Source organism: Brachybacterium subflavum (assembly GCF_009299795.1).
Classification (GTDB): domain Bacteria; phylum Actinomycetota; class Actinomycetes; order Actinomycetales; family Dermabacteraceae; genus Brachybacterium; species Brachybacterium subflavum.
In genome coordinates this window covers 1-11,172 of record NZ_VIGP01000013.1, presented here as the reverse complement: position 1 = coordinate 11,172, position 11,172 = coordinate 1, and the positions used below count along the sequence as shown (strand labels likewise).

Annotated in this window: 11 protein-coding genes; 5 read left to right on the top strand and 6 right to left on the bottom strand. The window is 67.5% G+C overall.

All coding sequences use genetic code 11. From position 1 onward, the window contains the following. Positions 1-260: 260 nt before the first annotated feature. Positions 261-1,463 (bottom strand): ROK family transcriptional regulator, encoded by a 1,203-nt coding sequence (locus FHG10_RS17780; protein ID WP_152354706.1) that lies wholly within the window; start codon positions 1,461-1,463, stop codon positions 261-263. 303 nt (positions 1,464-1,766) lie between these two features. Between FHG10_RS17780 and FHG10_RS17775 the strand changes: the two genes are divergently transcribed. Together FHG10_RS17775 and FHG10_RS17770 are read left to right on the top strand one after the other, a co-directional pair. Further along, entirely contained in the window at positions 1,767-3,047 is a 1,281-nt protein-coding gene (locus FHG10_RS17775) for an MFS transporter (protein ID WP_193636379.1), read from the top strand. Continuing rightward, positions 3,047-4,369 (top strand): FAD-binding protein, encoded by a 1,323-nt coding sequence (locus FHG10_RS17770; RefSeq protein ID WP_152354704.1) that lies wholly within the window; start codon positions 3,047-3,049, stop codon positions 4,367-4,369. The genes FHG10_RS17775 and FHG10_RS17770 overlap by 1 nt, the downstream gene beginning before the upstream one ends. Before the next feature lie 23 nt (positions 4,370-4,392). Here the strand turns inward: FHG10_RS17770 and FHG10_RS18090 are convergent, their stop codons facing one another. The 5 genes from FHG10_RS18090 to FHG10_RS17750 are packed head-to-tail and all read right to left on the bottom strand — an operon-like array spanning position 4,393 to position 8,440. Further along, entirely contained in the window at positions 4,393-4,539 is a 147-nt protein-coding gene (locus tag FHG10_RS18090; protein WP_193636378.1) for a hypothetical protein, read from the bottom strand. A gap of 5 nt (positions 4,540-4,544) precedes the next feature. Then, a complete protein-coding gene (locus FHG10_RS17765) occupies positions 4,545-5,327 on the bottom strand; it encodes an alpha/beta hydrolase-fold protein (protein ID WP_152354703.1) in 783 nt (260 codons plus the stop codon). A 23-nt stretch (positions 5,328-5,350) separates the two neighbouring features. Continuing rightward, positions 5,351-6,205: a carbohydrate ABC transporter permease gene (locus tag FHG10_RS17760; protein ID WP_152354702.1), complete on the bottom strand. Its 855-nt coding sequence runs from the start codon at positions 6,203-6,205 to the stop codon at positions 5,351-5,353. Then, positions 6,192-7,154 (bottom strand): carbohydrate ABC transporter permease, encoded by a 963-nt coding sequence (locus FHG10_RS17755; protein ID WP_152354701.1) that lies wholly within the window; start codon positions 7,152-7,154, stop codon positions 6,192-6,194. The genes FHG10_RS17760 and FHG10_RS17755 overlap by 14 nt, the downstream gene beginning before the upstream one ends. Beyond that, complete coding sequence (locus FHG10_RS17750; RefSeq protein WP_152354700.1) at positions 7,151-8,440, bottom strand: ABC transporter substrate-binding protein; 1,290 nt, start codon at positions 8,438-8,440, stop codon at positions 7,151-7,153. Before FHG10_RS17750 ends, FHG10_RS17755 begins: the two co-directional genes overlap by 4 nt. Positions 8,441-8,608: 168 nt before the next feature. Between FHG10_RS17750 and FHG10_RS17745 the strand changes: the two genes are divergently transcribed. The 3 genes from FHG10_RS17745 to FHG10_RS17735 are packed head-to-tail and all read left to right on the top strand — an operon-like array spanning position 8,609 to position 10,978. Further along, positions 8,609-9,538, top strand: a complete 930-nt coding sequence (locus FHG10_RS17745) for a DUF6772 family protein (protein ID WP_152354699.1) — start codon at positions 8,609-8,611, stop codon at positions 9,536-9,538. Between the two features lie 25 nt (positions 9,539-9,563). Next, positions 9,564-9,890 carry a hypothetical protein gene (locus tag FHG10_RS17740; protein WP_152354698.1) on the top strand — a complete coding sequence of 109 codons (327 nt, stop codon included), beginning with the start codon at positions 9,564-9,566 and terminating at the stop codon, positions 9,888-9,890. 56 nt (positions 9,891-9,946) lie between these two features. Beyond that, positions 9,947-10,978 (top strand): LacI family DNA-binding transcriptional regulator, encoded by a 1,032-nt coding sequence (locus FHG10_RS17735; protein ID WP_152354697.1) that lies wholly within the window; start codon positions 9,947-9,949, stop codon positions 10,976-10,978. Positions 10,979-11,172: the final 194 nt, after the last annotated feature.

The following is an 11,172-nucleotide window of genomic DNA, read 5'->3' as shown; positions in this document are numbered from 1 at the left end:
CCTCGCGGGACATCGAGCTCGCGCGGGTCGCCAGCCAGCATGCCGCGGGGCTCGGAGTAATGGGGAGCGAGACCTGACAGCCGATGGACAACGCGCCCCATTTGCATGGCGCCTGACGAGCGCGGAGCCTGGATGCGGTCGGCCTGAGCCGTCTCACATAGGCGCCGGCTCATCGTGGTCAGGCTGATTCGCGCGGAGGCCAACTTCGCGCGTATTTGGTCGACCTAGGATCATCGTGGAAGTTCAGTATTCTGTGGCGCTTATACAGGGGGTTTCTCGCCTACCGGGTACCCGGCGAGCAGGCTCGAACGGTGCACGAGCGAGAGGATCGCCCCCATTGCTCCAGCGTCATCCCCGAGTTCCGAGGCATGCACCTGGGGGCGAGCGCCGTCGATGGAGCGGACCTCGAAGGCGACCGCCTCAGCGACATGGTCGACGAATACCGGCGCGACCCGCGGGAGTTCACCACCGACGACGACAGCGGTGGGGTTCAAGGAAAGAATGCTGCTGGCGAGGACTTTTCCTGTCGCTGTGGCCGCCGCTCTGAGAACCTCGTCCGCGACCGGATCGGCCCGCTCGACGGCTTTCTCCAGGTCGTCGACGCCACGCAGAGCAAGTCCGTAACCGCAGCAGCTCCGCAGGATAGATGGGAGAGCTGCGACGGTTTCGAGGCAACCGCGTTTGCCGCACCGGCACGCGCAACCGTCGGGATCAACGGTCACGTGCCCGAATTCTCCTGCCAGTCCCCTACTTCCGTGCACGAGGCGCCCGCCGACGACCACACCGCCGCCGATGCCGCCCGCGATCCGGAGATATATCAGGTCCTCACCGAGGCCGGCACGCTGATCTGCCTCCGCCAGCGCTGCCAATCGGGTGTTGTTGTCCAGCAATGGCGTCATGCCGAACCGCTGCGTCACGGCGGCCTGCACGACTCCGCGTGCTTCGACGGATTCGGCGTGGGCGGTGGTGTGGTCCTCGCTCCACGCAGGGGAGTAGGGGCCGGGCAAGCCGACGCCCACGCCCTGGAGGGCGCCGAAGGTGGTCCCGACTGCTTCGATCTCGTCGACGAGGTGAAGAGCCGCGTGGACGCGCTGCGTCCATGGAAGCCCGTGGCCGGTCTCCCGTGTCTCGGTGGCGAGCACCCGGCGGGTTGCGTCTACGACGGTGACGTGGACAGCGTCATGGGCAAGATCGATGCCGAGGTGCTGGCCGGACCTGGGATCCAGCGCGAGCAGCTTAGCGGGGCGGCCGGATCCCTGCCTGTTCTCGGCGTCCGTCGCGACGATGTGCAGGGCTCCGCGACGTATCAGGTCCCCCACGATCTCCGAGAGCGTCGTGCGCGAAAGACCCACGTGCGAGGCGAGGTCGGCGCGGCTCAGGACGCCATGGCGTCGGAAGGCCTCGAGGATGCGCTCCTCGTGACCCCAGCGCATAAGAGCAGGCCGCGAGGTCGGCGTGGACATGCGGTCAGGCTAGGCGCCCCAGGGTGTTCCGTCCAGACGTCGGCAAAAAGGTTCGGACCGAGTCTCCTGGGTGAATGGTCGCCATCTCCAGGGGGCGTCAAAGGTTTCTGTCGGCGTATTGACGGAAAAAAGGGGCGCCCCTAGCTTTCTTGTCAGCGCAATCGCGCTCGACCCTCACCACCGCGTCGCCTTCACCTTCGGCGGCGCCGCGACGAAAGGTTGACGATGACGTCCGCCCTTCCGGCCTCACCCGCTCCAGGCCCTCCGCCCGTCACATCCCGTCGCGCCACCTTCGCGGCGTTCATGGGAGCGTTCCTCGAGTGGTACGACTTCTGGATCTATGGCACTGCCGCCGGTCTCGTCCTGCCGCGTGTGTTCTTCCCCGACTCCACGCCGACGGTCGCTCTGATGGAGTCCTTCGCGACCTTCGCCGTCGCCTTCCTGACCAGGCCGATCGGAGCCATCCTGTTCGGACACTTCGGTGACCGCATAGGTCGTAAACCGGTCCTGCTCATCACCGTGTTCATGATCGGCGGCGGCACCTTCCTGATGGGCGTGCTCCCATCCCATGCCATGGCAGGCGGACTGGGTGCGATCCTCCTGATCCTGCTGAGGCTGATCCAAGGGGTCGGTATCGGTGGTGAGTACGGCGGCGGGTCGCTGCTCGCGCTCGAGAACGCACCGCAGGGCAGACGCGGTCTCGCAGGCAGCTTCCACCAGCTCGGCACCCCGGCGGCGCTGCTCGCGTCCACAGGGATCTTCGCCATCGTCACCCAGCTGCCGGACGACTCGCTCCTCAGCTGGGGCTGGCGGATCCCGTTCCTGCTCAGCGGGCCGTTCCTGCTGCTCGGGTTCTACATCCGCAAGAACCTGCCCGAGACGGCCGCCTTTGCCGAGGACCGTCAGGAGAGCAAGTCCGCGCCCTTCCTCGCCCTGCTCGTCGAGCAGCCGAAGATGGTGCTCATCGGCATCGGCGCGCGCATGGCGGATGCCGTCACGTTCAACATCATCAACGTCTTCGCAGTCTCGTGGGTGACCTCGACGCTGGGCATGGACAGCCAGCTCATCCTCACCGGCTTCGTGATCTCCTCAGCGGTGCAGCTGGTCGTGCTACCGCTGGCGGGACGACTCTCCGACCGCTATGGTCGGCGACCCGTCTACCTCACCGGGATCGCGATCTGTGCACTGGGTGGCGGCATCCTGTACTTCCCGATCATCTCGCTCGGCAGTGCGCTGGCCACATGGGCGATCATCGTGCTGGTCCACGCCGTCGGCACCGGCCTGATGTTCAGCATCCAGAGTGCGCTGTTCGCAGAGCTGTTCGGCACCAAGGTGCGCTACACCGGGCTGGGGGTCGTCTACCAGGGATCCGCACTGATCGGCGGGGGACCGACCCCGATGATCGCCGTCGCGCTCACGGCCGCCGCAGGGTCATGGTGGCCGGCGGGCGCGTATCTGGTGCTCGCCTGTCTCATCAGCGCACTGTGCATCTGGTTCGCCGGCGAGACGTACCGCAACGACCTGGCTGAGGTCGAGCCAGACGCCGAGGACACCGACAGGGCGTCCGGGCAGGTGGCGGCGTGATGGGTGCACAGGATCACGCGCGCACGCGGCCGGGAAGGATCGCTTCTGGAGAGATCGGGGGGACCTGGTCCCACTGCCACACGTTCGGCGCCCACGAGCTGCTTCTGCCCTCGACCATCGAACAGTTGCAGGAGGTCGTGGCGACGGGTCGACAGGTTCGCGCACTCGGTACGCGCCACTCGTTCAACGACGTGGCCGACACGCCGGGCACCCTGGTGAACCTCGGCGGACTCCCCGAGCGCTTCGAGCTCGACGACGACGCGGGCACCGTCACGGTCTCGGGCGGCAGCACCTACGCGATGGTCGCGCGAAAGCTGCGCAGCACCCGATGGGCCCTGCGCAACATGGGGTCGCTGCCGCACATCTCGGTCGCGGGCGCCGCATCCACGGGGACGCACGGGTCGGGCATCACCCATCCGAATCTCTCGAATGCGGTCCGCGCGATCGAGGTCGTCGAGGCCGACGGCACTCTCACGCGCTTCACGCGGGAGGGCCCGCAGTTCCCCGGCCGGGTGCTCTCCCTCGGAGCGCTGGGAGTCGTCACGGCGGTGACGCTGGACCTGGTCCCGGACTTCGAGGTGCGCCAGGACGTCTGGTTCGGCCTGCCCTGGTCGACACTGCTGGAGGACCTTGAGGAAATCATGGCGGCGTCCTACAGCGTCTCCGTCATGCCCGACTGGAGCAGTCGGGACGTGGCGGGGAAGGTCTGGTTCAAGTCTCGGACCGAGGACGGAGGCCCGCCGCTGGAACCCGCGGACCACGGGGCCCGTTGGGCCGCAGTCGTGGAGGGCCAGGATCCCGAAGGGCAGAACCCGAACCACACCGTGCAGGGCGGAGTGCCGGGCCCCTGGTGGGATCGGCTTCCGCACTTCAGGCCGGACGCCGAGCCGAGCCGGGGGAACGAGATTCAGACCGAGTACTTCATCGATCGGGCCCGGGGAGCGGAGGCTCTGAACAGGTTGCGCGCGATCGCCCACAGGTTCGCCGACCTCGTGCTGGTCTCGGAGCTGCGAACCGTTGCCGCTGACGCATTGTGGCTCAGTCCCAGCCATGATCGTGACTCCCTCGCCATCCACATGACTTGGAGGAACGATCCTGCGGCAGTTCTGAAGGTTCTGCCACTGGTGGAAGGGGCGCTGGCGCCCTTCGATCCGCGAACGCACTGGGGGAAGTGGTTCACCCTCGACGGGGAGCTCGTTCGGTCGCAGTACCCGCGGCTGGATGACTTCCGTTCCCTCGCCGGCGAGGCGGATCCGACGGGAAAGTTCCACAACGACTTCCTCAGGCGCACCCTCGGATTCGGAGGGCCCGCAGGGCGATGAGTTCGCTCGTCGACGAGGTGGTGTCAGGCGCCGCCCTCGCCGGGCCCTGCCGAACGCCAGGCCGTTCCGAGCAGCTGCCCGAAGCTCGCGAGACTCTCGATGTGACAGTCCACGGTGTCGGAGGCAGTGGCGATGACCACCACCGCCATCATGCGGACAGACGGCGCCATCTGCGTCACCGGGACATCCGCTCGAGGAGCTCCACCGCCTCCGGCAGCCACCCGGAGTCCCATCGGTGCCGGCGCTTCGTGCCGTTGTCGTACAGGTGCGGGATTCCGAGATCATCCATGAGCCTGTGGGCCTCACTCAGGTGGTCGAACGTCCACTCCGGTGCGTCCCTGCCGAAGTTGCCGTACCCCAGCAGTGCGATCCGCTCACGGTCGCCGAGCGCCGAGCCGTGCTCTCGCAGTAGGTGGGGGATTGCGAAGTCCCGGAAATGTTCCGGGTGCGGCCAGAAGTAGGGCATCTCCCATTGGTCGGGCCGCTCCTTCATGACCGGTGAGTCGAAGGCCGCGGCGGCACGAAACATTGCGGGATAGCGCAGCAGCAGCTGCAGGGCCGCGGAGCCGCCCTTGCTGTAGCCGACGAGAAGACGAGGCAGATCCGGGTGCAGCCTGTCGATGAAGCCCACGACGTCCTCGAGAAAGTACAGGACCTGCTGGAACGTCTTCTGGTCCGGAAGGTCCGTCATCCACGGCCAGTCCGAGAACGTCGGGGCGACCGCCACCAGGCCGTGACGGTTGTGGAGGTCGTGTCGGAGCACCTCGTCGAGTCCGTCGCCGGAGCGATGGCTGAGCTCCGGCGTGGCCGGCAGCAGGTACAGCACCCGCGGGTGCTCGAGGTCGTCCAGGGTGTCGGGCTCGAGGACGCGGATCGTCGTCTCGACCATCTGCCGATCCGAGCGCACCGTGTACTGCAGGTAGTCGAGCTTCAGCGGCGCGGAGTAGTGCGCAGGCATGACGTCCTCTCAGGCTTCGGCGACTAGGACTTCAACCCGCCTGCCGTGAGCCCGGAGACCACGTGGCGCTGGGCGAAGAAGAAGACCAGCAGGACGGGGATGACGGAGAGCGTTGTCGCCGCCATCTGCACGCCCCACAGCGGGCCCGCCGTGGGGTCCTCGTAGTGAGTGAGCGCGACGGGCACCGTCAGCTTCTCGGGCGAGCGCAGGTAGATCAGCGGTTCGAGGAACTGGTTCCAGCTGTACCAGCAGGCGAGCACCACGACGGAGGCGAGAGAGGGCCTGACCAGCGGGAGGTAGATCTGGAACATGGTCCGCCAGCGGCCGGAGCCGTCGATCGCGGCGGCGTCCTCGAATTCCGCGGGCAGTGTCAGGAAGGCCTGCCGCATCACGAATGTGGCGATCGGGGAGGTGATCAGGACGGCCGTGAAGACGATGAGCGGATAGTGGGTGTCCACCCAGCCGAGCTTCGCAGCGTACTGGAACAGCGGGATGATCGTGGCCTCCGGCGGTACGAACATGACGCTCAGCAGGGCTAGGAAGATGACGCCGGAGGCCACCGGTCGGACCCGAGCCAGAGCGTACCCAGCCGGGATCGACATGACGAGGGTGAGCGCGGCCACCAGCACCATGATGATCACCGAATTGAGGAACTGCTGCGCGAACGGCTGCAGCGCGAAGACGTCGCGGTAGTTCGACCACTGGAAGTGCTCGGGGATCAGCGTCGGCGGATATCGTAGGATCTCGCTGGGGGACTTCAGCGAGGCGCTGACCATCCACAGGATCGGGGTCAGTGCGACGAGTGCGATCAGGCAGAGCAGCAGATAGTTCAGCGTGCGCCGGACGGCGCGGGGCCGTGCCCGTTCAGTCGTTCTCATGGAACACCACTCGCTTCCTGGCCTGCCAGATGGCGGCCGTGAGCAGCAGGATCAGGACGAACAGGAGGACGGCCAGCGCACTGGCGTACCCGACATCGTTCAAGAGGAATCCCTGCTTGTAGACCTCGAAGGCCAGCACCGAGCTCTGTACTCCTGGCCCGCCCTTGGTGAGCAGCAGGACGATCTCGAAGACCTTGAACGAGCCGACGACCATCAGCATGAAGACCATGAGGATCGCGGGCGAGATCTGGGGCAGCACCACGCTGCGCACCACGCGAGCCGGCCCCGCGCCGTCGATACGGGCCGCCTCCTCGAGCTCCTGGGGCACGGCCTGCAGCGCGCCGAGCAGGATCATGATGTTGATGCCGACGTTCTTCGTCAGCTGGATGACGGCGAACACGACGAGCGTGAGCCAGCCGCCGCGCAGCCAGGGCGGGCCGTCGATCCCCACGGTGCCCAGGACGGCGTCGAGCAGCCCGTCGGGCTGGACGATGAAACTCCACACGAGCGCCCACGCGACCATCGTGACCAGGGCGGGGATGAAGATGATGGAGCGGAAGACGTTGATCCCGCGCAGTTTCTGGTTCAGCAGCAGCGCCAGGAGCAGGGCCACGATGGTCCCGGTGATGCTCAGGGCGCACACGAAGAAGAATGTGTTCGGCAGGACCGTGACCATGCTCGGGTCGGTGAGGATTCGAGCGTAGTTGTCGACGCCGATGAACTCCTGCGTGCCGGACAGGACGTTGACCTCGTGGAAGCTTAGCCAGATCACCCAGAGGATCGCGACCACTCCCACCGCGGTGAAGCCGATCATCTGCGGGGCCAGGAGCGTGAACCCGAAGGTGTTGCGGCCCGTGTCACGGCCGGTCCTGTTGCGGCCGGTCCCGATGGGACGCGCGCCGGTGCGGGCAGGGCCGCGCCCGGGCGAGGGTCTCGTCGGCGCAGTCATGCCGAGAGCACCGGCTCGATCGCTGTGCACACCTTGGGCAGTGCCTCCGCGAGGTCGACGTCCTGTTTGTAGACGAACTCGTCGAGCGAGGAGTCGAGGGCGTTGGCGACCCGGGCCCCGTTCGAGGCGACGGGGAAGAGGCGGCCCTTCGTCGTGATGGACTCGACGATCGGCTCGAGGTCCTCGGCGGTGAGCAGTCCGGAGGACTCCGCGAGCACCTCGGCGTTCAGCAGGCTCTCGCGGGCGGGCGGGAAGAACTGTGAGATCTTCTTCGCGTTCTCCGTGTTGGTGAGGAAGGCCAGGAACTCCAGCGCCGCCTCCGTGTTCCTTCCGGCGGAGAGCGCCACGATCGAGGACTGCCCGATGGACTGCGTGTCGCCGGCCGGCCCGCCCGGGGTGCGCACCACGTCCCACTCGAAAGAGGCGTCCTCGAGCAGGGAGCTGGAGCCGAGGAAGGCCGTGGTGGCGCCGGCCTGCCCGCCCCAGAAGTCGGCCTGCTGGCCGGGGATCGGCGAGGAGCCGTCCTCGAAGACCATGTCGTGGAAGAGGGTCATGGCCTCGCGCATCTCTGGGCTGTCAGCCGTGCACCGGGTCGCGTCACTGTCCCACGGCGAGGCGTCGTAGGCGTCCATGATCGGCAGCAGCCGTGTCCAGTTCTGGAAGTCGAAGTCGTTCAGTACGTAGCCGGGCATGCCCGTGGCCTCGGTGAGCTGCCGGGAGGTCTCCCGGAATGCCTCCCAGGTCCACTGGTCCTCGGCGAGGAGCTCCGCCGGGGAGCGCACCCCTGCCTTCGCGTAGAGGTCCTTGTTGAAGTACATGATCAGCGGCCCCGTGGAGAAGGGCACGCCGTACTGCGCGTCCCCCCTGCGCCAACGCTCCTGCAGCGCGGGCACGAGGTCGTCGACGTCATATCCGGGCGTGGAGGAGAGGACAGGGGCGGCGTCCAGCAGGGCGCCGGCGTCGATGTACTCGAGGCTCGATTCGACCGGAAGCCAGGTGAGGTCCGGCGGATCGCCGGCGGTCATACCGGTGGTCAGCACCATGTCGAGCTGGTCGAGGGCGAGGCTCTCGAAGTCGATGCTCGTCACTTCGTCATGCTCGGCGATGAAGGCGTCGGCGATCTCGTCGAAGAGCGCGAGCTGGTCCGGGTTGGACGACCACATGGTCATCCGCAGTGCGATCCCGCCCTCGGTCGGCGTTGTGCGGGTGAACCCCGGCGCGCAGCCGGCGAATCCCGCAGCGAGGGCAGTGCCCCCGAGGCCGGTGAGGAATCTGCGTCGTCGCATCTGGACCCTCCTGTCCCCCGTGGCGCGCGTCCTCGCGACACCTCGTGTTCGATACGGTATAACGCTATACTCACGGATGCAACGGATGGTGGGTGCGGCATGACGGCGCTGGTCGGCGAGCGGAGAAGTCGGCGACCAGCGTGACTACGACGATTTACCGAGGCGGATATGCACAAGACACTGGCGTACGACAGGCAGCTCGAGCGGTTCCGGCCGCTGGATCGGGTGGTCACCTTCGACGACTTCGACACGGGCTTCAACGGCTGGATGGACCTGACGCCGAACTTCGTGAACGAGGACTTCGAATCGTTCGACAGTGCCGTCGACCTCACCAGCTGGGCGCCGTGCATGCTGAGCTCGGCGCCCATGCGCTTCGCGGCCTCCCACGGCTCGATGGAGGGCACCTACTCTCTCAAGCTCACCACGGGTGCGTCGGCCGCCCCGAGCACGCAGCCTCCTGCCGACGGATCCATGGGGGTCGCCGTCAAGCGGCTCTCCCGGTTCGGCGATCCCTCACAGATCCAGATCGAGACCTGGTACTCCTACACCCCGGCCCAGGACCGGATCGGCATCGGCGAGGAGGACATCCGCGCCTTCGGGTTCTACTTCGACATCCAGGACGGCGAGCACCGATACATGCCCGGCGTGCGCTACGTGAACTCGCTGGACGGGAAGCTCGTCAAGAAGTGGCAGTACTGGAAGGCGAAGGAGGGTGTCACCCACGCCGACTGGAACTACGGGGTCGAGGCCGGGTGGTGCGCCCCCGGGATCGACAACCTCTGGTACGGCACCCGACACGAGGACGGCTCGTCCGACGGATACCAGTGGGTGCCCGGCGGCGAGCAGGACCTGCTCTACAACGAGAGCCCCGACAAGCTCAACTGGCTCTACCTGCGACTCCTGGTCGACGTGGAGAAGCGGGAGTACGTCGAACTGCAGAGCATGGACACCGTGTTCGACCTCCGCGGCATCCAGCCGACCCTGGCCGATCGCTACCGGTCGATCGACAACCTCATCAACCCGATCTTCTACGTGGAGGCCGATACCGACCGCCAGGTGAACCTCTTCCTCGACTCCGTCGTCTACTCGACCGAGTGACCCCGAAGACGACGAAAGGCACGCCATGCTGAACACCCAGACGTCCGTCCTCGCCCGCAGAGTCCGGATCACCTCCGACTACGCGACACTGCCCTACGAGGCGGGCTGGGCCTCCGAGGCCGTCTTCTTCACCCAGGTCGAGGGTCGCCATCCCGACCTCACGATGAGCACCGAGATATCGCCCGACGGGATCACCTGGATCCCTCACGGAGAGTCGCGGTCCCTCCCCGAGGGCGTGCAGGCCACGGCGAGCGGGCTGACCGTCTTCGGGACCTGGCTGCGCCTGAGGATCAGCGGGGCGAGCGAGCTGAAGCCCGCCCGTATCCTGGTCCACCTGAACCTCAAGGGCTGACGCCGACGATCGAGCACGGTCGGTCGAGGGGATCCTTAGGACCGAATGGAGGACGCATGCAGCGAGCGCGCAGGGCCGCACGGCTCTCCGAGGTCGCGCAGCTCGCCGGTGTGTCCCCGGGCCTTGTCTCGCGGGTCCTCAACCACGACCCTGCTCTCAAGGTCCGCGAGGAGACTCGGAACCGGGTCCTGGACGCCGTCGAGATGCTGCAGTACACACCCCACGCCTCTGCGCGCGCGCTGCGCAACGCCCGCACCGGACTGCTGGGCTTCGCCCTGCACCACATGAACGACCCGATCTATGCCCAGCTCGTGGAGACCGCACAGGTCGCCGCGGCCGAGCGCGGGTACTCCGTGGTCCTGCTGAACGCTGACGAGCTGCTGGCGGGCGGGGATGCGTTCCGGGCACTCGTGAGCGGCCATCGCGTCGACGGCCTGCTCATCCAGAGCGGGTTCGCCGACGGCAGCGGGCGGCTGCTGGAGATCGCGCGCGCGGTGCCCTCGATCGTCTTCAACGCGGACGAGATGCCAGGACTGCGCACCGTGCGCCTTGACGACGCCTCCGCGGCCTCTCTCGCCACGCGGCACCTCATGGAGCTGGGGCACGAGCAGATCATCTTCGTCGGTGCTGAGGGGTCGACTTCCGGGCGTCGGTACCGCGGGTACGCCGAGGCGATGCGAGAGGGCGGCGTCGCTGCGGCGCCGATGATCGCCGGCGGCTGGGATGCGGGCTCGGCACGGTCCGCGATCGAGAGCTACTTCGCCGGGGGCGGGGCTGCCACGGGCCTCATCGTCGCGACCTCCACGAGCGCGCTCGGCGTCCACGCAGGAGTGATCGCCTCCGGGCGGTCGGTTCCCCAGGACGTCTCGGTGGTGGGCATCCACGACACCTGGTTCGCCGAGCACCTCAACCCGCCCTTGACGGTGGTCGAGCTGCCTCTGCCAGCGATCGGGCGGCTGGCCGTCGAGCAGCTCATCGCGCAGATCACCGAGCCTGTCGACGGGTCGACCGTGCTCGCCGAGCCTGCGCCACGCCTGATCGTGCGGGGCACGACGGCGGAGGTGCGGAGGCGCGGCACCGCGGAGTAGCACCGGAGGCGACCACAGCCTGAGCGGAGCGCCCTCCAGGGGATCACGAACAAGCGTGCGCAGCGGGCCGGGCTCGCGCGGTGAGTCCTGCGCGATGCGTCCTGCGCGCTCGACCAGGCGCGGGCACATCGACCAGCCGGAGGGGTGGCCCTCGCGGACCCGGAGGCGCACGATGGGCACATGGCTGATCCGAA

Coding starts and splice junctions, on each gene's coding strand:
- FHG10_RS17780 (WP_152354706.1), bottom strand. CDS start 1,463: ATGTCCACGCCGACCTCGCGGCCTGCTCTTATGCGCTGGGGTCACGAG.
- FHG10_RS17775 (WP_193636379.1), top strand. CDS start 1,767: ATGGGAGCGTTCCTCGAGTGGTACGACTTCTGGATCTATGGCACTGCC.
- FHG10_RS17770 (WP_152354704.1), top strand. CDS start 3,047: ATGGGTGCACAGGATCACGCGCGCACGCGGCCGGGAAGGATCGCTTCT.
- FHG10_RS18090 (WP_193636378.1), bottom strand. CDS start 4,539: ATGGCGCCGTCTGTCCGCATGATGGCGGTGGTGGTCATCGCCACTGCC.
- FHG10_RS17765 (WP_152354703.1), bottom strand. CDS start 5,327: ATGCCTGCGCACTACTCCGCGCCGCTGAAGCTCGACTACCTGCAGTAC.
- FHG10_RS17760 (WP_152354702.1), bottom strand. CDS start 6,205: ATGAGAACGACTGAACGGGCACGGCCCCGCGCCGTCCGGCGCACGCTG.
- FHG10_RS17755 (WP_152354701.1), bottom strand. CDS start 7,154: ATGACTGCGCCGACGAGACCCTCGCCCGGGCGCGGCCCTGCCCGCACC.
- FHG10_RS17750 (WP_152354700.1), bottom strand. CDS start 8,440: ATGCGACGACGCAGATTCCTCACCGGCCTCGGGGGCACTGCCCTCGCT.
- FHG10_RS17745 (WP_152354699.1), top strand. CDS start 8,609: ATGCACAAGACACTGGCGTACGACAGGCAGCTCGAGCGGTTCCGGCCG.
- FHG10_RS17740 (WP_152354698.1), top strand. CDS start 9,564: ATGCTGAACACCCAGACGTCCGTCCTCGCCCGCAGAGTCCGGATCACC.
- FHG10_RS17735 (WP_152354697.1), top strand. CDS start 9,947: ATGCAGCGAGCGCGCAGGGCCGCACGGCTCTCCGAGGTCGCGCAGCTC.